Source organism: Streptomyces hygroscopicus subsp. hygroscopicus (assembly GCF_001553455.1).
In the GTDB taxonomy this organism is placed as follows: Bacteria; Actinomycetota; Actinomycetes; order Streptomycetales; family Streptomycetaceae; genus Streptomyces; species Streptomyces hygroscopicus.
Genome location: NZ_BBOX01000288.1, coordinates 13,826 through 38,312 on the forward strand (window position 1 = coordinate 13,826; position 24,487 = coordinate 38,312).

General features: G+C 71.5%; 20 protein-coding genes. 8 read left to right on the plus strand and 12 right to left on the minus strand.

Going from position 1 to position 24,487, the window contains the following annotated elements; all coding sequences use genetic code 11:
• Window positions 1-270: 270 nt before the first annotated feature.
• The 3 genes from AXW62_RS27080 to AXW62_RS27090 are packed head-to-tail and all read right to left on the minus strand — an operon-like array spanning window position 271 to window position 1,855.
• The gene (locus AXW62_RS27080; protein ID WP_060946820.1) at window positions 271-1,113 is read right to left on the minus strand and encodes a helix-turn-helix domain-containing protein; all 843 of its coding nucleotides are present in this window, start codon (window positions 1,111-1,113) and stop codon (window positions 271-273) included.
• Complete coding sequence (locus tag AXW62_RS27085) at window positions 1,110-1,646, minus strand: DUF6879 family protein (RefSeq protein WP_060946821.1); 537 nt, start codon at window positions 1,644-1,646, stop codon at window positions 1,110-1,112. The genes AXW62_RS27080 and AXW62_RS27085 overlap by 4 nt, the downstream gene beginning before the upstream one ends.
• A gap of 5 nt (window positions 1,647-1,651) precedes the next feature.
• Window positions 1,652-1,855: a hypothetical protein gene (locus tag AXW62_RS27090; RefSeq protein ID WP_030823733.1), complete on the minus strand. Its 204-nt coding sequence runs from the start codon at window positions 1,853-1,855 to the stop codon at window positions 1,652-1,654.
• A gap of 335 nt (window positions 1,856-2,190) precedes the next feature.
• On the opposite strand from AXW62_RS27090, the gene AXW62_RS27095 reads away from it, so the two are divergent.
• The 3 genes from AXW62_RS27095 to AXW62_RS27105 all read left to right on the plus strand — a co-directional run bounded on the left by AXW62_RS27095 (window position 2,191) and on the right by AXW62_RS27105 (window position 3,537).
• Window positions 2,191-2,502: a hypothetical protein gene (locus AXW62_RS27095; protein ID WP_060946822.1), complete on the plus strand. Its 312-nt coding sequence runs from the start codon at window positions 2,191-2,193 to the stop codon at window positions 2,500-2,502.
• Between the two features lie 307 nt (window positions 2,503-2,809).
• Window positions 2,810-3,226: a hypothetical protein gene (locus tag AXW62_RS27100; RefSeq protein WP_060946823.1), complete on the plus strand. Its 417-nt coding sequence runs from the start codon at window positions 2,810-2,812 to the stop codon at window positions 3,224-3,226.
• A gap of 98 nt (window positions 3,227-3,324) precedes the next feature.
• Window positions 3,325-3,537 carry a hypothetical protein gene (locus tag AXW62_RS27105; RefSeq protein ID WP_060946824.1) on the plus strand — a complete coding sequence of 71 codons (213 nt, stop codon included), beginning with the start codon at window positions 3,325-3,327 and terminating at the stop codon, window positions 3,535-3,537.
• A 372-nt stretch (window positions 3,538-3,909) separates the two neighbouring features.
• Here the strand turns inward: AXW62_RS27105 and AXW62_RS27110 are convergent, their stop codons facing one another.
• The 4 genes from AXW62_RS27110 to AXW62_RS27125 all read right to left on the minus strand — a co-directional run bounded on the left by AXW62_RS27110 (window position 3,910) and on the right by AXW62_RS27125 (window position 10,408).
• Window positions 3,910-4,275, minus strand: coding sequence for a hypothetical protein (locus tag AXW62_RS27110; protein ID WP_060946825.1), 366 nt, complete (start codon window positions 4,273-4,275; stop codon window positions 3,910-3,912).
• A gap of 84 nt (window positions 4,276-4,359) precedes the next feature.
• Window positions 4,360-6,045, minus strand: coding sequence for a M4 family metallopeptidase (locus tag AXW62_RS27115; protein ID WP_060946826.1), 1,686 nt, complete (start codon window positions 6,043-6,045; stop codon window positions 4,360-4,362).
• A gap of 146 nt (window positions 6,046-6,191) precedes the next feature.
• Window positions 6,192-7,838 (minus strand): M4 family metallopeptidase, encoded by a 1,647-nt coding sequence (locus tag AXW62_RS27120; RefSeq protein WP_030823711.1) that lies wholly within the window; start codon window positions 7,836-7,838, stop codon window positions 6,192-6,194.
• 311 nt (window positions 7,839-8,149) lie between these two features.
• Window positions 8,150-10,408, minus strand: a complete 2,259-nt coding sequence (locus AXW62_RS27125; protein ID WP_060946827.1) for a M4 family metallopeptidase — start codon at window positions 10,406-10,408, stop codon at window positions 8,150-8,152.
• Window positions 10,409-11,032: 624 nt separating this feature from the next.
• Between AXW62_RS27125 and AXW62_RS27130 the strand changes: the two genes are divergently transcribed.
• The gene (locus tag AXW62_RS27130; RefSeq protein ID WP_060946828.1) at window positions 11,033-11,557 is read left to right on the plus strand and encodes a DinB family protein; all 525 of its coding nucleotides are present in this window, start codon (window positions 11,033-11,035) and stop codon (window positions 11,555-11,557) included.
• Between the two features lie 25 nt (window positions 11,558-11,582).
• On the opposite strand, the gene pepE is transcribed toward AXW62_RS27130, so the two are convergent.
• Entirely contained in the window at window positions 11,583-12,314 is a 732-nt protein-coding gene (pepE, locus tag AXW62_RS27135) for a dipeptidase PepE (RefSeq protein WP_060946829.1), read from the minus strand.
• A gap of 141 nt (window positions 12,315-12,455) precedes the next feature.
• Window positions 12,456-13,268, minus strand: a complete 813-nt coding sequence (locus tag AXW62_RS27140; RefSeq protein WP_030823699.1) for an IclR family transcriptional regulator — start codon at window positions 13,266-13,268, stop codon at window positions 12,456-12,458.
• A gap of 176 nt (window positions 13,269-13,444) precedes the next feature.
• On the opposite strand from AXW62_RS27140, the gene AXW62_RS27145 reads away from it, so the two are divergent.
• From AXW62_RS27145 to AXW62_RS27160, 4 genes are all read left to right on the plus strand, one after another.
• Entirely contained in the window at window positions 13,445-14,407 is a 963-nt protein-coding gene (locus tag AXW62_RS27145) for a DUF1177 domain-containing protein (RefSeq protein WP_060946830.1), read from the plus strand.
• Window positions 14,408-14,486: 79 nt separating this feature from the next.
• Complete coding sequence (locus AXW62_RS27150; protein WP_060946831.1) at window positions 14,487-16,181, plus strand: OPT/YSL family transporter; 1,695 nt, start codon at window positions 14,487-14,489, stop codon at window positions 16,179-16,181.
• A 227-nt stretch (window positions 16,182-16,408) separates the two neighbouring features.
• Entirely contained in the window at window positions 16,409-17,344 is a 936-nt protein-coding gene (locus AXW62_RS27155) for an AroM family protein (RefSeq protein ID WP_244503233.1), read from the plus strand.
• Between the two features lie 202 nt (window positions 17,345-17,546).
• Window positions 17,547-18,215 carry an aspartate/glutamate racemase family protein gene (locus tag AXW62_RS27160; RefSeq protein ID WP_060946832.1) on the plus strand — a complete coding sequence of 223 codons (669 nt, stop codon included), beginning with the start codon at window positions 17,547-17,549 and terminating at the stop codon, window positions 18,213-18,215.
• 317 nt (window positions 18,216-18,532) lie between these two features.
• On the opposite strand, the gene AXW62_RS27165 is transcribed toward AXW62_RS27160, so the two are convergent.
• The 3 genes from AXW62_RS27165 to glgX all read right to left on the minus strand — a co-directional run.
• On the minus strand, window positions 18,533-20,434 hold the full coding sequence (locus AXW62_RS27165) for an ABC transporter ATP-binding protein (RefSeq protein ID WP_060946833.1): 1,902 nt from the start codon (window positions 20,432-20,434) through the stop codon (window positions 18,533-18,535).
• The gene (locus AXW62_RS27170; protein WP_060946834.1) at window positions 20,431-22,248 is read right to left on the minus strand and encodes an ABC transporter ATP-binding protein; all 1,818 of its coding nucleotides are present in this window, start codon (window positions 22,246-22,248) and stop codon (window positions 20,431-20,433) included. Before AXW62_RS27170 ends, AXW62_RS27165 begins: the two co-directional genes overlap by 4 nt.
• A 34-nt stretch (window positions 22,249-22,282) precedes the next feature.
• Window positions 22,283-24,487 (minus strand): glycogen debranching protein GlgX (gene glgX / locus AXW62_RS27175; RefSeq protein WP_060946836.1); only part of this gene is annotated, 2,205 nt, incomplete at its 5' end.

The following is a 24,487-nucleotide window of genomic DNA, read 5'->3' on the forward strand; positions in this document are numbered from 1 at the left end:
GGAAACGCCTCTTCAGGTGCGGTGGTTGGGTAACCTCCCCAGGTCCCGGCCGCTGTCCAGCCATCCACACAAGCTGTGCGGTGACCGCGTCGCGGGAGAACCACGCCTCCGCCCGCCCGGGCGAAGCGAGGACCAACCGCTTGTCCCGGGCCGATCGCGAGAGCCAGCAGCCCGAGGTCGTACTCACGACCATGTGGACGCGTCTGAGAATCTTCAAACGCGCTGTCAAGGCGGGCCAGTTCGACCACACGACCAAGCCCAGCCGGTGATCTACGAGCGACTGAGACAGGCCCTTGCGCGTGCGATGAGACGGTGTGCTTGGGCTCCGTAAGCGGCGGTCTCACTGAGCCGCTCCCAGACGAGCTTGTACAGGGCGACATCGTCCGCCGCCTCAAGATGCAGCTCAGTGTTGATCGTCTCGACGATCACACGCTCGTCATCGAAGATCCAGAAACCGTGCTTGGGCGTGAGCTTGAGAGGTGCGCCGAGGGGGATGACGCCGAATGAGACGCGGCTCATCCCGATGGTGCCGACGAGCCGGTCAAGCTGTGCCGCCATCACGTCGTGGGGGCAGACCAGGGCGTGCAGTACGCCTTCCCAGATGAGGATGTCGAAGTGCTTGTCCGGTTCGTAGAGAACCTCCTGCCGCTTGACCCGCGCCCGTACCGCCTCTTCGGTGTCCCGCGGCGTCCGCATCAGTTCGGCGTTCTGCAGCAGCAGGCACCGGGCGTACTCCGGAATCTGCAACAAGCCCGGGACGACCGTGGCCTCATAGCCCTGGAGGGTCGAAGTCCGGCGGTACTCAACGACGTATTTCTCCTGTACGCCGCGATGGCCGGAAGCGAGCTGGCGCCGCCACGATCGCTGCTGTGATTCAAGTCCGCGCAGACGTGCCTTCATGTCCTCGGCCTCGGATCGAGCGCCAACCGCACCGGCCCATGCGTCAAGGTCTCTGGCGGTGGCGGTCTGTTTGCCGTTCTCCAGCCTTGAGACCTTCGAGCCTTGCCAGCCGAGTCGGGATGCTAGTTCTTTACCGTTGAGACCGGCCTCGGTGCGCAGCTCTCGTAGCCGCGCACCGAGGGCGATACGGCCGGCCTGAAAGTCAGTGCTCACACGGAGGACGGTACCTGTAGCTGAAACTCCCTGGTCGGTACGGCGTGGTGCCATGCGGCATCACGGACCTGACAGGCGCGGACCACTGATTCCGCGTCCTCCAGGACGTGCACGCCGATCGTCGTTCCCTCACTGTCGATGACGAACTTGACGACGGAGCGGGAATCGAACAGCCAGAAGTCATAGTCCGGCAGACCGATACGTGCCGCGTCCGACCGGAAGAGATTCCGGATGTCCTCTCCGGCCTCGACGTTGCCGAGCCCGGATGCGAGCAGGAACCGCTGCCCCTCGGTGGGAGGCTGATCCACCAGCCGCACCCGCTCGTAGCGCTTGCCTCGCATCGTCTGTTCGCGGACGTTGGCGTGCCAGGGGCTGTCCGGGTTGTACCCGAAGGTCTCCCCACGCTGGAAGCGCGGCCAGTTGGGGCTAGCGAGGTCGGAGGCGTAGCCCCGCTGTGTCTCAAGCCGCCATGCAGTGTGCTCGAATTCATCGAAGAAGTGCGAGACGTCTTCGAAGGGAATGAGGTCGGGCACGTTTTCTACTCCTTGGGTGCGTAACGCGTCAGTAACTCGCGCGGGACGACGACGAATGCCTCCGACTCCTTGATGTCCCGTAGCTGGGCAAGGTGCTTGGAGTCGGTGAGCAGATCCCCCTGGACGACAAGATCGCCGGTTTCTTCGATCTCGTACAGCGTTGGACAGTTGCCATGCTCGGACGTTGTACCGAGGAACCTCAACGCCATGGCGTTCCCCATCCTGTCGGAAGTCGATCAGGTCATCAGAATGTCGCGGATAACGTCGGCGTGTTAGCTGATTGCGCGGGATTGCGACTGCCATTCACCCATGCGTGTCGGTCTTGGCTCCTCGGGAGCGCGGAAGTCAGCAGTCGTCAGGTATGTCGCTCAACACGAGAGGGCGGGCGGGTCCATGAACCGGGTACGGCTTCCGGTAGCAGCCCATCTGGCCACGACAGTGACCCGTCCGGGCTCGTCGAGCAACTTCGAGCAATCGCGTTGAGCAGCCATGAGTGCGCTTCGTAGCGTCTCCGTCACCCACTCGCACGGAGAAGTTGGCAGCCATGAGAATTACCGATGAGGTCATCGACGGCATGCGTTCCGAGCGTCACTGCGCGGCCGGAGCCGAGGCGAGAGCCGTCGCCGAACTGCTCCGGCAGGCACTGGGCCGTCTCGGTTTCGCCCCGAACGCGGCCATGCGGCACGGCGAAAAGGACGTGGCCCTGTTCTGGCCGGTTCTGCGAGGCGAGGTGACGGTCTCGGGGCATCCGATGGTCGCCCTGGGACGTATTCCGCTCGACAGTGCGAATCGGCTTGCGGAAATTCTCGTGTGCGCCGCTCTCGAGGAGCACACCAAGAAGGCCACCACTCGGTGAGCCGTCTCTTGAGACCCCGTTCCGGCTGGACCGGAGCCCTGGCAGGTCGAGCCCAGCGCGGAACGGGTGCATGTGCACGACGGCGCGAGGAGAGTCCCGCGTCGACAGCACCGAAGGGAATCATCTCGATGCGCTTATGCGAGTTCAAGGCAGTTGTCCGACAAGACCCCGAGGACGACGGGCCGACAGAAGGCGGACAGCAGGGCGGATGTGGCGACGGTGATGGCTGCGGTCGGCAGTAGGTATGTGCTGGAGAAGGGCGGCCCTCACCCCGGGTGGGGGCCGCCCTCACTGAGAGAGCGAGTCCATGCACCATCACGGCTACACCTGGCTCGGGTCCGCGCACGCCTTACTCAAGGACGGCCCGCGCCGACCCGTACACCCGGAGTTCAGATCCAGCAAGGTCGTCCCCCTGGAATGCGCTCACTGGCTGCTCAAGCCGTCCGCCTTCATCCAGGGGACTTGGGGCGACGCGGAGCAGGCGGCCACATGGTTCGGTCGGCACGTGCGGGCCCATTCGGCGGCATTCGCGTCGGAGCGCGACCGGGACACCACCCGGCTCGCCGACGCGATCCGTCGCGTACCCGAACGGGTGGCGCGTGGTGAGGACGTGATCGGCGGCTGGTATCTCACCGGGCAGAGATTCCTGTCCGTGTGCCTGATCGCCTGCGATCCGCACCGTCTGCGCCCGGAGATTCCCTGTCCGGCTGGTGCTCCCGCCTGACTCCGGACCATCGTCCGGGTTGTCCGGTTGTGTGCTTTCCGTGACTCAACCGGCCTCGTACGCTCGTGAGTTGGCTGTCCGCCCTTTCGGGAGGTGTCGTGCGAGACCAGAAGATGTACTGCTACACCTGTGGAACTGACGAGATGCACCGTCGTCTCACTGCCGACGAGAAGGCTTGGGTGAAGAACCGCACGCACCGGAAGAGCGTCGAGGACGTCTTCATGTGCAAGGCGCCGAACTGTCGCAATCTACGAACCGGTTTCCAGAAGCGTCCCTTCGATCCCATCCTCCGCCTGCCGTTGCCCGACTGACTCTGCATGGCGCAGCGGCCCGGAGGGCCTTCCCGGCCGCTGGGTCAAGGGTGGTCCGGCGCACCTGACCACCCTCGGCCCAAGGTGCCCGCGGGCCGCATGGTGCGCGAATACATCGACCGGCTCTGTGCCCCGGCCGCTCGCTCCCACCGTGCGCTGGATTCCTCGGCGGCCGCCGGACCGGCCACCCGGACGGCCCGGCTCCGTGCCGCCTGGCCGGGCGTCCCCATCGAGCACGTCGAGGCGACGCGATCGACGCGATCGTCGCCCCCGGTACCGACCTCGCCGCACACGAGAAGTTCGACACTCCGCCCGCGCTGCTCGACCCGGCGCTGCGGCGCCGCTGACCGGGGCGGGCCTCGAACTGGCCGGTTACAGACCGGTGCCGACAAGTCCGGCGATCACCCCGAAGCCGACGGGAATGACGTACGCGGCATTGGCGACGGTCGTCTTCGTGCGGACGCGTTCCATCAACGCAGCCGTCACGACTCCGAAGGTTGCCGCGAAAAGCAAGAGGTCTGTGCCGTCGAAGTTCCCCCATCCATGAGTGATGACGCCGCTGATCACCATGGCGCCGCCGAAGAGGGACGCGGCGGCCACTGCGTCGTTCACCCGCACGACGGGCCGGTCAGAAGCCATAGGGGGCTTCTGGCGCACCGCCTGAAGGACCAGCATCGCGACGACGGCCACCTCCGCCAACGCGGCCACGGCGAACGAGATCATGAAGAACGTCTTCACGGGCACACCTCTTTGTGGGGCCGTTGACCGCATGGGGCGAGGCCGGCCGGGCGGGCGGGGAGCCGTCCGCCCGGCCGGAGGGGGTTACTTCACGTTGACGCCGCCCCAGGCGTTGTCGACCGCCTTGTACTCGGCGCTGCCCGCGCCGTACAGGGCCTTCGCGGCCTTGAGGGTCGCGGTACGGGCCTTGGCGTAGTTGGTGGTCGAGGTCATGTACGTGGTCAGGGCCTTGTACCAGATCTTCTCGGCCTTGGCGCGGCCGATGCCCTTGACGGTCCGGCCGTCCTTGGTCGGGCTGTCGTAGGTCACCCCGCCGATGACCTTGCGGCCGCTGCCCTCGGCCAGCAGGTAGAAGAAGTGGTTGGCGATACCGGAGGTGAAGTGCGGGTCGTCGTTGCCCACACCGCTCTTCCAGTAGTCGTAGGACAGACCGTCCTTGCTGGGCTTGTCCATGTAGCGCAGCGGGGTGCCGTCGCCGTTGATGTCGATCTTCTCGCCCATGAGGTAGTCACCGGGGTCCTTGGCGTTCTTGGCGTAGAACTCCACGGCGGTGCCGAAGATGTCGGAGGTGGCCTCGTTGAGCCCGCCGGACTCGCCGCTGTACTCCAGGTTGGCGGTGGCGGAGGTGAGCCCGTGGCTCATCTCGTGGCCCGCGACGTCGAGCGAGGTGAGGGGCTTCTTGTTGCCCGCGCCGTCGCCGTAGGTCATGCAGAAGCAGTCGTCGTCCCAGAACGCGTTCTCGTACGCGTCGCCGAAGTGGACCCGGGAGTACGCGGCCTTGCCGTTGCCCTTGATGCCGTTGCGGCCCAGGACCTTCTTGTAGTAGTCCCAGGTCTTGGCGGCGCCGTAGTGGGCGTCCACGGCGGCGGTCTGCGCGATGGTGGGCTTGCCGTTGCCCCAGACGTTGTCGGCGTCGTAGAACGCCGAGCCCTTCTTGGTGTCGTCCCACGAGTGCTTGAGGTTGTACGTCTGGTGGCCGCCGCGTGCGGTGTCCTTCAGCAGCCACTGGCTGCCGCTCTTGACGCTGCCCACGGTGACCTTGCCGTTGTGCTGCCCGGTGCCGGTGCCGTTCTCGACGGCCTGGTACTCGTACAGCTTCTTGCCGGTGTCGGCGTCGGTGACGACGTGCAGCTTGCTGGGGGTGCCGTCCTTCTGGACCCCGCGGACGACGGTCTCGTAGGCGAGCACCGGCTTGCCGGTGGCGGCCCAGATCACCTTGCGCGGCGCGTCCTGGGCGGCGGTCCGCTGGTCGCCCGCGGCCCGCGCGGCGCTCAGGGCGGAGCGCTTCGCGCCGGAGGGGGCGATGGCGGCGTCGGTGTCCGGGACCGCGATGTCGGCGTCGGTCGCCTTGTCGACACCCTGCGGGGCGCCGGAGGCGGACTCATGGACGATCAGGTCGCCGCCGAGCACGGGCAGTCCGGCGTAGGTGCGCTCGTAGCGGGTGTGGACGGTGCCGTCGGCGTCCTTGACGACGTCCTTGACGACCAGCTTCTCCTTGGCCCCGAGCCCCAGCGACCGCGCGGTGGAGACGGTGGTCGCCCCGGCCTCGCGCAGCAGTTCGGCGCGGGCCGAGGGGGACAGCGAGACGAGGGAGGCGTCGGTCCGGGAGGCCGAGGGGGTGGCCGAGGGGGTGGCCGCGTGCGCGGCGCCGGCGGTGGTGCCGGCGGCGAGCAGGGAGGCGGCCAGGGTCGCCGCTCCGGCGGCGAGGGCGGTACGCGAACGTCTGAGGCGGGATATACCGGATATGGCCGACGTCGAACGTGAATCCACGCGTATCTCCAGTTGTGATGGGGACTTGGGCGAACCTTCCGCCCAACACGGCAAAGATGTGGCTTTGCTGTGGATAAAACATACCGGTGCCCGGGACCTGAGGTCCCGAGCACCGGCGGAGTGTCGCGCGGATAACTGCGCTGAAATTACTTGACGTTGACCCCGGCCCAGGCGGCGTCCACGCCCTTGTACTCGGCGCTGTCGGCGCCGTAGAGGTCCTCGGCGGCCTTCAGCGTGCCCTCACGGGCCGCGTGGTAGTCGGTGTTGGAGGTGAAGTACGTGGTCAGGGCCTTGTACCAGATCTTCTCGGCCTTGTCCCGCCCGATGCCCTCGACGGTGGAGCCGTCGGAGGTGGGGCTGTCGTACTTCACGCCGTTGATCTCCTTCGCGCCGCTGCCCTCGGACAGCAGGTAGAAGAAGTGGTTGGCGACACCGGAGGAGTAGTGCACATCGAGGTCGCCCACGCTGTCGGACCACTCGTCCGCGGACTGGCCGTCCTTGCTGGGCTTGTCCATGTAGCGCAGCGGGGTGCCGTCGCCGTTGATGTCGATCTTCTCGCCGATGAGGTAGTCACCGACGTCGGTGGCGTTGTCGGCGTTGAACTCCACGGCGGTGCCGAAGATGTCGGAGGTGGCCTCGTTGAGACCGCCCGACTCACCGCTGTACTCCAGACCGGCGGTCGCGGAGGTGACGCCGTGGCTCATCTCGTGCGCCGCCACGTCGAGCGCGGTCAGCGGCGCCTTGTTGCCCTCGCCGTCGCCGTAGGTCATGCAGAAGCAGCTGTCGTCCCAGAAGGCGTTGACGTAGCTGTCGCCGTAGTGCACGCGGGAGTACGCGCCCTTGCCGTCGCCGGCGATGCCGTCGCGGCCGTGCACCTTCTTGTAGTAGTCCCAGGTGACGGCCGCGCCGTAGTGGGCGTCGACGGCGGCGGTCTGCGGGTCGTCGGGCTTGCCGGTGCCCCAGTTGTCGTCGTCGTCGGTGAACGCCGCGCCCTCGCCGTCCTCCTTGTTCTCCAGGTTGGTGGTCCGGTGGCCGCCGCGGTCGGCGTCGGTCAGGGTGTAACCGTCGCCTTCCTTGCTGGTGCCCAGCTCCACCGAGCCGCTGTACTCGCTCTCGCCCTTGCCGTTCTTGATGGCCTGGTACTCGTAGAGCTTCTCGCCGGTGGCGGCGTCGGTGATGACGTGCAGTTGGTTCGGGGTGCCGTCCTTCTGGACGCCGCCGACGACGGTCTCGTAGGCGAGCACCGGCTTGCCGGTGGCCGCCCAGATCACCTTGCGCGGGGCCTGGTCGGCCGCCGCCTGGGTGGTGTCATCGGCCTTGGCCAGCTTGACGGCGGCCTTCGCCGCGGCGCTCGGGGCGATCCCGGCCGTGGTGGAGGCGACCTTGACGGTGGCCTTGGTGGCCTTGGTGACGCTCCGGACGTCGCCGCCCTTGGCCCGGTGGACGATCAGGTCGCCGCCGAGGACGGGCAGTCCGGCGTAGGTGCGGTCGTAGCGGGTGTGGGTGGTGCCGTCGGCGTCCTTGATGACGTCCTTGACGACCAGCTTCTCCTTGGCGCCGAGGCCGAGCGACGTGGCGGTGTCCGCCGTGGTCGCGTTGGCCTCGCGCAGCAGTTCGGCGCGGGCCGAGGCGGTGAGCACCGCGGCCTGGGCCCCGGACGTGGCGCTCGCGCCGCCGGCCGGCGCGGCACCCGCGGTGCCGGCGGTCAGTCCGGAGGCGAGCAGGGCCGCCGCGGCGACCGCGGTACCGGCCGCGATCGCCGAACGACGCTTGCCGGCGCTGGATATGGGCATGCTGAAGGTCTTGCGCACGCGGTCTCCTCGTTGCTGTGGGGGGTCAGCGCCGGACTGCGGGGAAGTGCGGTCCGGTGCTGAACAAGAGGTGCGGATGCGTAATGCGTGGGCAGACTGTCACACAAGTCGGGGACATGTCACGGGTTTCACGGCAGCTCTGGGGGAAACCGTTCGCTGAATGCTGATCAACCTTCGGATACCGGACACCTGCCGGACACCGGAAGGAGCGCCGCGGACGGTGGAGAGGCGCCGCCAGGGGGAGTCGGGTCGACCCCTGACGGCGCCTGTTCACGGGGAGCTGCGGCGCTCCGTCAGAAGGTCAGCTTCCAGCTGTCGAGATAGCCCGTGTCCCCCGCGTACAGGTCCTGGACCTGGAGCTTCCAGACCCCGACCGCGGTCTTGGCGGACGCGTTCACGGTGTACGTGGTCCGCACGTCGTCCGCAGAGTCGAACAGGTTGGAGTTCTTGAGCCGGTAGGACGTACCGTCCGGGGCGATCAGATCGATCACCAGGTCGCCGCGGTAGGAGTGCACGATGTCCACGCCCACCTGGAGGTTGGCGGGCGCGTTACCGGCCCGGCTCACCGTGATCGGCGAGGTGACCGGCTGACCCGCGTCCGGGATGGAGACGTCCGCGGTGTTCTCGAAGACGCTGCCGCCGCTGGTGTTCACCGTCCAGGTGAAGGACGCCGTACCGGTCTCGCCGGCCGCGTCGGTCACCGTGACCGTCACCGAGCTGGAGCCGAGGGTGGTCGGCGTACCGGAGATCAGACCGGTCGAGGGGTCGATGGCCAGGCCCGCGGGGAGCCCGGTGGCCGCGTAGCCCAGCGCGCCCGGGTTGGAGCTGGTCGCGGTGATCTGGAGGCTGGTGGCCTGGTCGACGATGCTGGTCTGGTCGCCGGGCGGGGTGACGGTGACCCCGTCGGCGATCCGGGTGCCGACATTGACCCCGGCCCAGGCGTTGGCCACCGCGTTGTACTGCGCGCTGCCCTGGCCGAACAGCTCGCCCGCCGCCCACAGGGTGGCGTCGCGGGCGCCCGCGTAGTTGGTGTTCGAGGTCATCCGCTGGCTCAGCGCCTTGAACCAGATCTTCTCCGCGTTGTCCCGGCCGATGCCGGTGACCGGGAGGTTGTCGGAGGTCGGGCTGTTGTAGCCGACCCCGTTGATGACCTTGGTGCCGCTGCCCTCGGAGAGCAGGTAGAAGAAGTGGTTGGCGATACCGGACGAGTAGTGGACGTCCACATTGCCGACCCCGGAGTACCAGCTGTCCTTGGAGGCCCCGTCCTTGCTGGGCTTGTCCATGTAGCGCAGCGGGGTGCCGTTCCCATTGATGTCGATCTTCTCGCCGACGAGGTAGTCCCCGGGGTCGCTCGCGTTGTCCGCGTAGAACTCCACGGCGGCGGCGAAGATGTCCGAGGTGGCCTCGTTGAGCCCGCCGGACTCACCGCTGTAGGTGAGGTTGGCGGTGGCCGCGGTGACCCCGTGGCTCATCTCGTGCGCCGCGACGTCCAGCGAGGTCAGCGGCTTGGCGTTGCCCGAGCCGTCGCCGTAGGTCATGCAGAAGCAGGAGTCCTGCCAGAAGGCGTTGACGTAGCCGCTGCTGTAGTGGACGCGGGAGTACGCCCCGACGCCGTCGCCCCGGATGCCGGTGCGGCCATGGACGTTCTTGTAGTAGTCCCAGGTCTCGGCGGCGCCGTAGTGCGCGTCCACACCGGCGGTCGCGGCGTCGGAGGTGGTCCCGTCGCCCCACACGTCGTCGGCGTCGGTGAAGAGCGTGCCGGTGCCCGAGGTGCCCCGGTTGAGGTTGTACGTCTTGTGGTTGCCCCGGCCGGAGTCGGTGAGGTTGTACGAGCCCGCACTGCCCGAGGTGCCGAGCGCGACCTGGCCGCTGTACTGGCTGTTCCCGGTGCCCGTCTTGACGCCCTGGAACGCGAACAGCTGCTTCCCGCCGGCGGCGTCGGTGATGACGTGCAGCTCGTTCGGCGTGCCGTCATCCTGGAGACCGCCGACGACCGTCTCATAGGCGAGGGTGGGGGTGCCCTTCGCGGCCCAGATCACCTTGCGGGGCGCCCGGTCGGCCGCGGTCTTCCGCGAACCCTGCGCGTTCGCCGCCTTCACGGCGGCCTTCTCGGCGGTGGCGGGGGCGACGGCGGCGGTGGTGGTCGCGACGGACAGCCGGGCCTTCGTCGCCTTGGCGACGGTCAGCCGCGCACCGCTCTTCGCCCGGTCGACGACCAGGTCGCCGCCGAGGACGGGCAGTCCGGCGTAGGTGCGCTCGTAGCGGGTGTGGGTGGTGCCGTCGGCGTCCTTGACGACGTCCTTGACGACCAGCTTCTCCTTGGCGCCGAGCCCGAGGCCCTCGGCGGTGGCGTCCTTGGCCGCGTCCGCCTTGGCGATCAGCCTGGCGCGCTGGGCGGGGGACAGCTTGGCGGGGAGGGCACCGGGGTCGGGAGCGCCGGATATCGTGCGGGCGGCGGGACGGGAGGCGGCGTTCGCGGCGTTCGCGGCGTTCGCGGTGGAGTCGTCCGGGCGGGCGGCGGCGGTGCCGCTCTGGAAGCCGACGCCGATCATCGCCGCCGCGACGACCAGCGCACCGGTCGCGATGCCCCGGTGACCTGGGGTGCGACCGGATCTGCGGCTGCTGGGTCTGAGGTGCCGTTGGGGGAGGGGTCTCACGCTGACTCCTTCTGCACTGGCCGCGCGGTGGCACGGCCGGGACGACCGGGCGACTGGGTCGCCGTCCGGGCAGAACGTGGCAGAACGGGTGCCTTCCTCTGGCGCTACCGGGTGCGCCTTGCCGCGGACGGGCGGCGGGGCGCGGCCGGGGTGCGACCGGGGTGGTGCTGGGTGTTGCGGGGTGCGCCTTGCCGCAGGTGCGCGACGGGGCGCGGCCGGGGTGCGGCCGGGGTGGTGCTTGGCGTTACCGGGTGCGCCCTGTCGTGGACGGGCGACGGGGCGCGGCCGCGGTGCGACCGGGGGGTGTGGGCGGGAACGGTCTCCGCACAGCCGCTTGCTGGGGGAATGCTGTGCCTCGGCCGAGGGAAGAGTGCCACCGGTGGACTACACCTGTCAGGACCGCGACAGCAAGTTGACCGGAAAGCGTCCGTTGACACGTGTGCCGCGTCCGCATGGCGGTGATTAACGGTCAATTTCTGCCATGGCGTCATGTCAGGGGCTTTCCCTAGCATCGCCGTCATGTCCCACCCCACGAACCCGATCGACGAGCCCCCGTATGTGCTCACCGACCCCCACCACATGCTCGGCGCCTACCTCGACTACTTCCGCACCGTCGTGCCGGACAAGCTCGACGGCCTCTCGGAGCACGAGCTGCGCACCAGTCGGCTGCCGTCCGGCTGGACCCCGCTGGAACTGCTCCACCATCTGACCCATGTCGAACGGCGCTGGCTGCGCTGGGGATTCCTGGGCGAGGCGGTGGACGACCCCTGGGGCGACCGCGGCCCCGACGACCGATGGCGGGTTCCCGAGGGCATGTCGCCGGACGAGGTGCTGGCGCGGTACGAGGAGCAGTGCGCATGGTCGCGGGCGGCCGTCGCGGGCGTACCGCTGGAGCGCCGGGCGGCCACCGGTGGGCGGTTCGCCACCGGGGCCGAGGCCCCGACGCTCGGCTGGATCCTCTTCCACCTGCTCCAGGAGTACGCCCGCCACGCCGGACAGCTCGACGTCGTAAGGGAGTTGGCCGACGGCACGGTCGGGGAGTGAGGCGCGGGGGTCCTGAGCCGTAGGGTCAGCGTGCCGCGGAGTCGAAGCGCGGCTCCTCACTCAGCAGCGCGCTCAGGTCGTCGCCGGGACGCAGCTCGGCCGGGTCCTGGCCCCTGCGGAAGAGGATCGCCCCGGCCTCGATACCGCCCAGCGTCAGCCGGTCCGCGTCCCGCCGCAGCCAGGTGCCTTCGCGCAGCCCGACCACGGGGACGTCGTTCTCCTCCAGGAACTGCTCGAGCCGCTGGGCCCGGGTCTCGCCCATATGGGCGGTGTCCGGCTTGGCGTCGAGGTAGTGCGGATTGATCTGGAACGGCAGCAGCGCCAGCGCGTCGAAGGTGGGCGGCTGGACGATGGGCATGTCGTTCGTGGTGCGCAGGGTCGGGCAGGCCATGTTGGTGCCCGCGCTGGAGCCCATGTAGACGGCGCCGGAGGCCACCCGCTCGCGTATCGCCCCGACCAGATCGCGCTCGTGCAGCGCCTTGAGCAGCCGGAAGCTGTTGCCGCCGCCGACGAACACCGCCTGCGCCCCGCGCACCAGCGCGGCCGGGTCCTCGGCGGTGTGCGCACCGGTGACCTCGATGCCCAGCGGCTCCAGGGCCGTGGCCACCTGGGCGGTGTAGCCGTCGTGGTCGGCCAGCGCGTACGGCACGAAGACGAGCCGGCGTATGCCGTCCAGCGCCGAGGCGATCTCCTCCCGTGCGTGTTCCAGGTAGCCGCGGCCGGGCGCGGTGGAGTTCGACAGCAGCAGCAACTGCATGAGGGGGCCTTTCTGGAAGGAAGGGGAGTGGCGGAAGGTACGGAAGGGACGAGGGGCGAAGGGACGGAAGGCGCGCGGAGGGGGAGGTCCGGGGCGCGGCCCCGCGTGCGTGGTGCGGTCCCGCTCACGCGGCCCCTCCGCTCAGCGCCGCTCGCGGTGCGGGGCGTGCCTCGGCCGGGCCGGTGTGAGCAGCCTGCCCAGGTCGGCGGTGCCCTGTAGCAGCGGTGTGACCAGCTGTTCCCGGCGCGGGCGCAGCACCTCGGGGGTGGCGGCCAGGGTCAGGGTGCCCACCGGACGTCTGCCCACCAGAACCGGCGCCGCGAGCGCCGCGGTGTCCGGATCGTACTCGCCCTCCGAGTAGGCGTAGCCGTTGCGCCGCACCTCGGAGAAGCGCTCCTCCAGCCGCACCGGGTCGGTCAGGGTGTGTTCGCTGAAGCGCGCCATCGGGCGGCCGTACAGCAGCACGGTCCGGTCACCGGGCGGGAGCATACCGAAGTAGGCGCGGGAGGTGGCCCCGGCGTGCGCCGGGTACAGCTCGCCCGCCAGCACGTAGTACCGCAGCGGGCCGGTGGCGCCGTCCACCGCCGCGACGCAGCGCATGTGCACCCCGTCCGGGACCGCGAACAGCGTGTTCACCCCGACCGTCTCGGCCAGCCCCTCCAGGACCGGCCGGACCAGACTGGCCATGCCGCCGCCGCGCTCCCACACCCGGGACAGATGCCACACCGCCGGGCCCAGCCGATAGCGGCGTGAGCGCTTGTCGGAGACCAGGAAGCCCCGGTAGGCCAGCGCCGCCAGCAGCCGCTGGGCCACCGACTTGTCCAGCCCGAACTCCTCGGCGACCTCGGTGACGCCCCACTCCGGGCGCTCCCGGTCGAAGGCCAGCAGCACGTTCAGCACCCGGTCCGCGGTCTGCAGGGGCGGGGCACCGGTTACGGGAGTCTTCTCGGCCATGACGAAAGAGTAAACGTTCTCGGATATAGAGAAAGCATTGCGCACTGCGCGATGCCGGGACGACCCTGGCCAGGCCGGTGCCCGGCGGCAGTGCCCGCCCCGCGCGCCGTATCCCCCGCTCGCCCGGTCGGGCCACTGTCGCCACCGACCGCATCACCCCGCCGTGAGAGGCCCCCGTGCTCAAACACGTCCTTGACATCACCGAACTCCTCGACCGGCCGCAGACCAGCGGCGCTCTCCTGGCCGATCATCTGCGCGCGGTGCAGACCGCGGCCGGAGCCGATCCGGCGACCGCGCCGCGCGTCGAGGTGCGTACCGTCGAGGGCGACAAGGGCAGCACGGACTTCGTCTCCGTCACCGTCCCCGGACGCCGCGGCAAGCTCGGCGGCGGCGACGCCCCGACCCTCGGCGTCCTCGGCCGGCTCGGCGGAGTCGGCGCCCGCCCGGAGCGGATCGGCCTGGTCTCCGACGCCGACGGGGCGGTGGCGGCGCTGTCCGCCGCGGCCAAGCTGCTGGACATGCACGCCCGGGGTGACGTCCTGGACGGCGATGTGACGTTCTCCACCCACGTCAGCGGCTGGGCCCCCACGCAGCCGCACGACCCCGTACCCTTCATGGACTCCCCGGTGGACACCCTGGTGTGCAACCGCGAGGAGATCTCGCCCGCGATGGACGCGGTCGTCTCCATCGACACCACCAAGGGCAACCGGCTGCTGAACCACCGCGGTGTCGCCCTGTCGCCGACGGTCTGCCAGGGCTGGATCCTGCGGGTCAGCGAGGACCTGGTGTCCGTCCTGGAGAGCGTCACGGGTGAGCCGGCGCGCATCCTGCCGATCACCACGCAGGACATCACCCCGTACGGCAACGGGGTGCACCACCTCAACTCCATCCTCCAGCCCGCCGTCGCCACCACCGCCCCCGTCGTCGGCCTCGCCATCACCGCGGCCACGGCGGTGGCCGGATGCGCCACCGGCGCCAGCCACGAGACCGACATCGCCGTCGCCGCCCGGTTCGCGATCGAGACGGCCAAGGAGTTCGGCCGCGGCACCGCCCGCTTCCTGGACCCCGAGGAGTTCGCGCGCCTCGTCGAGCTGTACGGACCCATGACCCACCTCCAGGCCCTCACCCCGGCGGGGTGACCGACCCGTCCCCACCTGGACGGGCCCTCACCTCGGCGGGGTGACCGACCCGTCCCCTCCGGACCCCGCAGGAGTCCCCATGAACCCGAACACCCAGGCCACCGCCACGGCCGCGGACGCCCCACCGCGGTCGCACCCCAGAGCCTTCGAACCGGTCACCCTCGTCCTCACGATCGTGCTGTCGGTCCTCGGCGCACTGATCGGCATCGTGCTGATCACCACGCTCGGGGTGTCCCCCAACACGGCGGTGATCGGCGCCCTGGTGGCGATGCTCATCGGCCGCATCCCGATCGGCGTGCTGGCCCGGATGCGCTCCCAGCACCGGCAGAACCTGGTGCAGTCGGCGATCTCCGGCTCCACCTTCGCCGCGGCGAACTCCCTGCTCACCCCGATCGCGGTGCCCTTCGCACTGGGCCGTAACGACCTGGTGTGGCCCATGCTCGGCGGCGCCGTCATCGGACTGGCCGTCGACAGCTGGGTGCTGTTCCGGGTGTTCGACTCCAAGCTGCTGCCCGCCACCGGCTCCTGGCCCGCCGGTATCGCGGCGGCCGAGACCATCAGGGCCGGGGACACCGGCGGGCGCAAGGCGGCGCTCCTGGGCGTGAGCGCGGTGGTCGGCTTCGTCGGCGCGCTGTTCAAGCTGCCGACCAGCGCCGCGGGTGTGGGCTTCCTGGGCAACATCTGGGCGCTGGCCATGTTCGGCATCGGCCTGACCATCGGCCAGTACGCCCCGGACTTCGGCTTCGACCTGGGCGCCCGCCATGTGCCGCACGGCCTCATGATCGGCGCGGGGCTCGTCGCCCTGGTCCAGGCGCTGCTGCTGATGCGGACGCGGAAGGGCGGGGCGGCAGCGGCGGCCGGGGCGAAGGCGGCCGGTGGCGCCGGGGCCGCGGCCGGTCCGGACGCCGACGGCGGCCGTACGGTCGAGGCCCCGCAGCTGCGCCGGGGCCTGCTGGAGGGCATGGCGCTCTTCCTCTGCGGCGCGGTCGTGGTCGCGATCGGGGGCGGCGTGGTCGGCGGGCTCTCCCTGCCCGCCCTGGTCGGCTGGGTGCTGCTGGCCGGTGTCGCCGCCATCGTGCACCAGCTGATCGTGGGGCTGGCGGCGATGCACTCCGGCTGGTTCCCGGCCTTCGCCGTCACCCTGATCTTCCTGATCATCGGCCTGGTGCTGCACATCCCGACGGTGCCGCTCGCCCTGCTGGTCGGCTACACGGCCTCCACCGGCCCCGCCTTCGCCGACCTCGGCTACGACTTCAAGGCGGGCTGGCTGCTGCGCCGGGACGCCGCGCCCTGGCGGCCCTTCGAACTCGAGGGACGGCGCCAGCAGTACCTCGCCCAGCTCGTCGGCTTCGGCGTGGCGCTGGTGGTCGTCGCCATCGCCTGGAAGACGTTCTTCTCCGACGGCAAGGTGCCGCCGGTCGCCGAGGTCTACGTCACCACCATCAAGACCGGCCTCGAACCCGGCACCATGACCACCATGCTGCTGTGGGCGATCCCCGGCGCCCTCGTCCAGCTCCTCGGCGGACCGTCCCGGCAGATGGGCGTCCTGCTGGCCACCGGACTCCTGGTGGCCACGCCCCAGGCGGGATGGATGGTCCTCGGCGCCCTGGTGGTCCGGCAGCTCTACACCCGGTGGCGGCGGCGCGGGGTCACCGACCCGGCGGCCCGCGAGGAGTCCGACGAGCAGGCCGAGAACGACCTGTCGCTGGTCGGCGCCGGACTCGTCGCCGGTAGCTCCCTGAACGACGTCGGCCAGCTCACGAAGGCCCTGTGAGGAAGAGGGTGGACCCTGTGGACAGCACGGAGACCACGCCCCCGAGGGGCCCCGCGACCCCGCCGAAGGCAAAGGCTTCACCGGGCCCGGCGAACGCGGCGGCCCCGGAGGATTCGGCGGACGCGGACGCCTCGGCGGGACCGGTGGCCGTGGCGGCCCCGGGGGGTCCGGCGGTGGAGGGGGCCCTGGCGGGTTCGGCGGACCCGGAGGCCTCGGGGAGCCCGGCAGTGGACGGAGTCCCAGTGGGCTCGGCGAGCCTGGCCGACGCCGTGGCCCCGGCGAACCCGGAAACCGCCGCGCGGCCCGTACACGTGGACGCCCCGGCGGGCCCGGCGGACGCGAACGCCTCGGCCAGCCGGGCGGAGGCGAATGTCTCGGCCAGCCCCGCGAACGTGGACGCGCCGCCGATCCCGGCGGACGCGGACGCCCCGGCGGGCCCGCGAATCCCGGCGGGCGCCCCGGCTCTCGGCCTCGTCACCATCGGCCAGGCCCCGCGCGCCGACCTCCGCCCGGACGCCGAGCCGCTGCTGCCCGGGGTGCGCCTGGTGGAACACGGCGCGCTCGACGCCGACCGGTTCGACGGCGACGCCGAGGCCGCGACCCGGCGGCTGCTGGCCCCAGAAGACGGCGAGGCACCGCTGATCTCGCGGCTGCGTGACGGCCGCTCGGTGCTCCTCGGGCACGGGGCGCTGATCCCGCGCATCGAGGACGCGGTCGGCCGCGCGGAGCGGGACGGCGCCGCCGCGACCCTGCTGCTGTGCACCGGCCGTTTCCCGGCGGTGCGGTCCCGGCGGCCCCTGTTGTTCGCCGAACCACTGGTGCAGCAGGCCGTCGCCGCGACCGTGGGCACCGATCCCGTGGGCATCGTCTGCCCGCACCCCGACCAGGCCGAGGACGTCTCCCGGCGCTGGGCGCAGTTGCTGCCCGGCCGCGTCCAGGCCGCCACCGCCGATCCGTACGGCCCCGCCGAGCGCGTCCTGGACGACATCGCCGCCGCCGCGCGCACCCTCGCCGACCGCGGCAGCTCCTGGCTGGTCCTGGACTGCATCGGCTACACCGAGCGGATGCGCGCCGCCGCACTGCGCGCCGCGGACCGCCCCGTCCTGCTGGCCCGCGCCATAGCGGTCCGGATGGCGGCGGAGGTGGTCGCGGCCTCGGGCTGAGGGGTGCGTGAGCGGGGCTCGATACGCACGTCAGCAGACCCCGCACCCCGCACCGCGTCCGCCCCGAGCCCCCGTGTCCTGGCCCGTCCGCCCCGTGCTCGGGCCAGCCCGCACGGCCCCGCACACCCCCGCCCCGTTCGCGTACCGCGCCCCCTCGGCGCATCCCGGCGCCCTCGTCCACCTCACCCCTCGGAGGCCCATCATGTCCGTGCCCTCGTCCGCCGCACCGGCTCGGCCCATCGGGGTGATCCGGGTCCTCACCAGCGACGACGAGGCGGCCGTCGCGACCCATGGCAGGGTGATCGAGGAGCGTTACGGGTTGCCGACCGTCTCGCGGTGCATCCCCGACCAGCCGCACGGCATCCACGACGACGCCTCCGAGGCCCGCGCCGAACCGAAGATCGTCGCCCTCGCCCAGGAGCTGGCCGGGGCCGGTGCGCGCGCCCTGATCATCAGCTGCGCCGCCGACCCGGCGCTCCAGGAGACCCGTCAGGCCGTCGGCATCCCCGTCATCGGCGCGGGGTCGGCGGCCGCCGCCGTCGCCCTCGGCCTCGGCCGCCGGGTCGGGGTGCTGGGCATCAGGGACGAGGCGCCGCCCGCCGTGCGCGCGGTGCTCGGCGACCACTTCACCGCCTCCGCCCGCCCCCGGGGCGTCCACCGCACCACCGACCTCCTCGCCCCGGAGGGCCCCGCGGCGGTGCTGGAGGCCGCGGCCGGGCTCGTCGAGTCGGGCGCGGACACCCTGCTCCTCGCCTGCACCGGCCTCAACACCATCGGCGTCCGGCCGCTTCTGGAGCGGCGGCTGGGTGTCCCGGTCGTGGACCCGGTGCTCGCCGCCGGACTGCTGGCCTCGTACCGCGACGACGACTGAGACGACGACTGGGACGACGACTGGGACGAGGACTGAGCGCTCCGCGGGCCCGCGCTCGTGGGTTGTCGTCCGGGCGGACCGGCGCCCTGCGGCCCGCGCTCGGGGTCTGTCCCCACGCTCGGGGTCTGTCATCCGGGCGAACCACTGGGCGGATCATGGGCGAATCACCGGGCGGATCACGGGGGAGCCACCGGGTGAACCACTGGACGAATCACCGCTGAACCACCAGGCGAATCACCGCTGAACCACCACTCGAACCACCGGAAAACCACCACCCGAACCCCCAAGCGAACCACCGACCGACGCGGGCCGAACCCTCACGTGGGGGAGACCAGGCTGTCCCGCCACGCCTGGTGCAGCGTGGCGAACCGGCCCTTCCCCGCGATCAGTTGGTCCGGCGGGCCGTCCTCCACGATCCGGCCGTCGGCCATGACCAGCACCCGGTCGGCGGTCTCCACGGTCGACAGCCGGTGGGCGATGATCACCGCCGTACGGCCGCGCAGCACCGTGTCCATGGCCCGCTGCACGGCCCGTTCGCCGGGGATGTCGAGGGAGGAGGTGGCCTCGTCGAGGATGAGGACCGACGGATCGGCGAGCAGGGCGCGGGCGAAGCCGACCAGTTGGCGCTGGCCGGCGGAGATCCGGCCGCCGCGCTTGTGCACATCCGTGTCGTAGCCGTCGGGCAGGGCGGCGATGAAGTCGTGCGCGCCGATCGCCTTGGCCGCCTGCTCGACCTCGGCGCGGGTGGCGTCGGGGCGGCCGATGGTGATGTTGTCGGCGATCGTGCCGGAGAACAGGAACGCCTCCTGCGTCACCATGACCACTCCGCGCCGCAGTTCGGGCGCGGCCAGATCGCGCAGATCCACCCCGTCGAGCAGCACCCGGCCCTCACTGGGGTCGTAGAAGCGGGCCAGCAGCTTGGCGAGGGTGGACTTGCCCGCGCCGGTCGCCCCGACCACCGCGACCGTCTGCCCGGCGGGCAGCGTGAGGTCGAAGCGGGGCAGCACCTCGCCGCCGGTGCGGTAGGCGAAGCGCACCCCGTCGAAGACCACCTCGCGGCCGGGGACCTTCGTGGGGCGCGGCGGCAGCGGTTTGGGGTCGGCGGGCTCGGGGACGGAGGGGCGCTGGGCCAGCAGGCCCGCGATCTTCTCCAGTGAGGCGGCCGCCGACTGGTAGGAGTTGAGGAACATCCCCAGGCGGTCGATCGGGTCGTAGAGCCTGCGCAGATACAGCGCGGCCGCCGCGAGCACCCCGAGCGCGAGCGAACCGGAGGCCACCCGGTAGGCGCCCCAGAGCACGATCGCGGCCACCGCCGCGTTGGCCACCAGCCGGGAGCTGACCACATAGCGGGCCATCTCCAGGATCGCGTCCCCGTTGGTGCGCTCATGGCGGTGGTTGAGTTCGCCGAAGCGCGTGTCGTTGACGCGCTCGCGGCGGAACGCCTGCACGGGACGGATGCCGTTCATGGTCTCGGTGAACGTCACGATCACCGCCGCGATGGCCGTCGACCGCTTGCGGTACACCCGCATGGAACGGCGCCGGAAGGAGCGGATCAGCAGGTACAGCGGCCAGAACGAGAGCAGGGCCGCCCCGCCGAGGCCCCAGTCGAGATACAGCAGCGTGACGGAGATGTAGACGACCGACAGCGCGACCCCGAGCAGCTCCTCCAGCCCCTCGGTGAGCAGCTCGCGCAGCGACTCGACGTCCGTCGTGGCGCGGGAGATCAGCCGGCCGGAGGTGTAGCGCTCGTGGAAGTCCACGCTCAGCGCCTGGGCGTGGCGGAAGATCCGGCCGCGCAGATCCAGCAGCACGTCCTGGCCGATCCGGGCGGAGGAGCGGACGAACGCGTACTGCAGCGCCCCGGAGGCGAGCGCACAGCCCAGATAGCCCGCGCCGACGGCGATCAGCGGGCCGTGGTCGCCGTCGCGCAGGGCGGGCACGGCCCGGTCGATGGCGTACGCGACGAGCAGCGGTCCCGCCTGGACGGCGGCCTGCTGGAGCAGCAGCAGGACCGCCGCCAGCCAGACCCGCCGCCGGCGCGGGGAGAGCAGCGAACGCAGCAGGGCGAGGGACGCGCCCTTGGGCACCGGCAGGACGTCGCGGTCGAACGGGTCGGACGACGACCGGCCCCCGTCCCCGGCCGCGTCCCAGTCGTCCCGGTCCCAGCCGTCCCCGTCCCCGCCGTCCGTGCGCTTCCGCTCCTCCTCGGCCGTCGTCATGGGTTCCTCTCCCCCTCCTCGCCTTCCTGACCGGACATCAGCGACCGGTACTCCGCGCTCTCCCGCAGCAGCCGCTGATGGGTGCCGACGGCGGCGATCCGGCCCTCCGACAGCAGCGCGACCCGGTCCGCGAGCAGCACGGTGGACGGCCGGTGCGCGACGACCAGCGCGGTCGTGGACGCCAGCACCTGCCGCAGCGCCGCCTCCACCAGCGCCTCGGTGTGCACATCGAGCGCGGAGAGCGGATCGTCGAGCACCAGGAACCGGGGGCCGCCCACGACGGCCCGCGCCAGCGCGAGCCGCTGCCGCTGGCCGCCGGACAGGCTCAGCCCCTGCTCGCCGACCTCGGTCTCGGTGCCCTCGGGCAGGGCGTGCACGAAATCGGCCTGCGCTACCTTCAGGGCCCGCAGCAGGTCCTCCCGCCCCGCGTGGGGGGCGCCCATCAGGACGTTCTCCCCCGCGGTGGCGGAGAACAGCGTGGGCTCCTCGAACGCGACGGCCACCAGGGCGCGCAGCTCCTCCCGGGGGAGGGCGGTGATGTCCCGGCCGTCGAGGGTGATCCGCCCGCGGGTGACCTCCTGGAGCCGGGGGACGAGAGCGGTCAGCGTGGTCTTCCCGGACCCGGTCGCCCCGACCAGCGCCATGGTCTCGCCGGGCCGGATGTGCAGATCGACCCCGCGCAGCACGGGCGGCTCCTCCGGCGGCGCGTCCGGGTACCGGAACTCCACCCCCTCGAACCGCAGCCCGTCCTCGCCGCGCCGCCGGGGCGGCGCGGTCCGGGGCCGGTCGCGGGCGGCGGCCGGCACGGCGTCCATGACGTCGAAGTAGCGGTCGGTGGCCGTCGCCGCGTCCTGGCTCATGGCCAGCAGGAAGCCGAGGGACTCCACGGGCCAGCGCAGCGTCAGGGCGGTGGAGAGGAAGGCGACCAGCGTGCCCGCCGACAGATCGCCGTCGGCGACCCGCACCGTGCCGAGCACCAGCGCCGCGCCGATCGCCAGCTCCGGCAGGGTCATGATCAGCGCCCAGAGCGCGGCCAGCAGCCGCGCCTTGTGCAGCTCGGTGGAGCGGACCTGCTCGGACAGGGCGCGGAAGGCGCGGGCCTGGCTGCGGTGGCGGCCGAAGCCCTTGACGATCCGGACGCCCAGCACCCCCTCCTCGACGACCGTCGTCAGATCGCCGGTCTGGTCCTGCGCGGTGCGGGCCACCGCCGCGTACCGCGTCTCGAAGAACGAGCACAGGATCACCAGCGGCACCGCCGGGACCACCAGGACCAGGCCCAGCGTCCACTCCTGCGACAGCAGGATGGCGAACCCGGCCAGCACGGTGACCCCGTTGACCACCAGGAAGGTGAGCGGGAAGGCCAGGAACATCCGCAGCAGCATCAGATCGGTCGTGGCCCGGGACAGCAGCTGGCCGGAGGCCCAGCGGTCGTGGAAGGAGACCGGCAGGCGCTGCAGATGGCGGTAGAGATCGGCGCGCATCGCGGCCTCCACGGAGGCCAGGGGCCGCCCCACCAGCCAGCGCCGCAGCCCGAAGAGCCCGGCCTCGGCCGTGCCGAGGGCCAGCAGCAGCGCGCCGCCCAGCCAGACCCCGCCCGGGTCCCGGTCGGTGATCGGCCCGTCCACCATCCACTTCAGGACGAGCGGGATCACCAGCCCCAGACAGGAGGCGACGACCGCCACCCCGGCCGCGGTGAACAGCCGCGCCCGCACCGGTCGCACATACGGCCACAGCCGCAGGAGCGAACGCGTGGTGGAGCGGTGCCGCGGGGCGGATCCGCCTTCCTGGGCGCGGGGTTCACTCGTCACAGACATCAGTGGCGAGACTACGTTCCGCCACTGACACTGCTCACTCGGTTTTTTGTCGTAGGTCCGTGGCGCTGAGGGCGCGCAGCAGCAGGACCGAGCGCTCCGGAAGCTCGATGGGCGCGCCCGCGGCGAGCCGTGTGCCCGGGGGCGCGCACTGGTCCTCACGGGAGGTGTCCAGCAGCAGTTCGTACCCCTGGGCCCAGGGCGCTCCGGGCAGGGTGAAGGAGAGCGGCCGCGGGCCCGCGTGCAGCAGCGCCAGGAAGCTGTCGTCGGTGAGCGGGGCACCGCGCGGATCGCTCTGGGGCAGATCGCGGCCCCAGAGGTAGGCCCCGAGGGCGGTCGTCGGCGCGTACCAGTCGGATTCGGTCATCTCGGTGCCGCGCGGGGTGAACCACGCCAGGTCGCGCAGCCCCTCCGGGGGCCGGGCCAGACCGGAGAAGAAGGCCGTGCGGCGCAGCACCGGATGGGCCCGGCGCAGCCGTATCAGCCGGGCGGTGAGCTCGGTGAGGGCGCGCCAGCCGGGGTCCTCCAGCAGCGACCAGTCGAGCCAGCCGGTCTCGTTGTCCTGGCAGTACGCGTTGTTGTTGCCGCCCTGGGTGCGGCCCAGCTCATCGCCCGCGACCAGCATCGGCACCCCGGTGGACAGCAGCAGGGTGGCCAGCAGATTGCGCAGCTGGCGGCGGCGCAGCGCCCGGATGTCCGGATCGTCGGTCTCGCCTTCCGCGCCGCAGTTCCAGGCGCGGTTGTCGGGGGCGCCGTCGCGGTTGCCCTCCCCGTTGGCCTCGTTGTGCTTGCGCTCGTAGGAGACCAGGTCGCGCAGGGTGAAACCGTCGTGCGCGGTGATGAAGTTGACCGAGGCGTCCGGGCGGCGCCCGCTCCGGTCGTACAGATCGCTGGAGCCGGAGAGCCGGTAGCCCAGATCCCGGGCGTCGGGCAGCGCCCCGCGCCAGAAGTCCCGCACCGCGTCGCGGTAGCGGTCGTTCCACTCCGCCCACAGCGGCGGGAAGGCACCCACCTGGTAGCCGCCCGAGCCCACGTCCCACGGCTCCGCGATCAGCTTGACCCGGCGCAGCACCGGATCCTGCGCGATCACGGACAGGAAGGGGGAGAGCATGTCCACACCGTGCGCGGCCCGGGCCAGCGCGCTGGCCAGGTCGAAGCGGAAGCCGTCCACGCCCATCTCGGTGACCCAGTAGCGCAGCGAGTCGGTGATCAGGCGCAGCACCTGCGGCTGGAGGACGTGCAGGGTGTTGCCGCAGCCGGTGAAGTCGGCGTAGCGGCGCGGGTCCTGCTGCAGCCGGTAGTAGCCGCGGTTGTCGATCCCGCGCAGCGAGAGGGTGGGGCCCAGCTCACCGGCCTCCGCGGTGTGGTTGTAGACGACGTCCAGGATCACCTCGATCCCGGCGCGGTGCAGGGCCCGCACCATCCGCCGGAACTCCCCGACCTGCTGTCCCCGGGTGCCGCCGGACGCGTACCCGGCGTGCGGCGCGAAATAGCCGATGGAGTTGTAGCCCCAGTAGTTGCGCAGGCCCCGCCGCAGCAGATGGTCCTCATGGGCGAACTGATGCACCGGCAGCAGCTCGACCGCCGTGACCCCGAGCCGGGTCAGATGCCCGACCGCCGCCGGATGCGCCAGCCCCGCGTAGCTGCCGCGCAGCTCGGGCGGCACCTCGGGATGGCGCATGGTGAAGCCGCGCACATGGAGTTCGTAGATGACCGACTCGGCCCACGGCGTCCCGGGCCGGCGGTCGTCGGCCCACTCGCCGGGCGCGCCGCCCGCGGCGTCGTCCCCGACGACCACCCCCTTGGGGACGTACGGGGCGGAGTCGCGGTCGTCCCGGACGGTGTCCGCCACATGCTGCTGCGGCCAGTCCCGCACATGTCCGTAGACCTCCGCGGGCAGCGCGAAGTCCCCGTCCACGGCACGGGCGTACGGATCCAGCAGCAGCTTCGCCGGGTTCCAGCGGGCGCCGGTCCACGGGTCCCAGCGGCCGTGCACGCGGTAGCCGTACCTCCGGCCGGGCAGGACGCCGGGGACGAAACCGTGCCAGACCTCATGGGAGAACTCGGTGAGCGGACAGCGGGTCTCCTGGCCGTCCTCGTCGAACAGGCACAGCTCGACGGCCTCCGCACCGCCCGCCCACAGCGCGAAGTTGGTCCCCCACACCCCGCCGGGCCCCCGGCGCGGCCGGGCGCCGAGCGGCTCCGGGCTGCCCGGCCACACGGCGGGGCCGGGCGCCGGGGC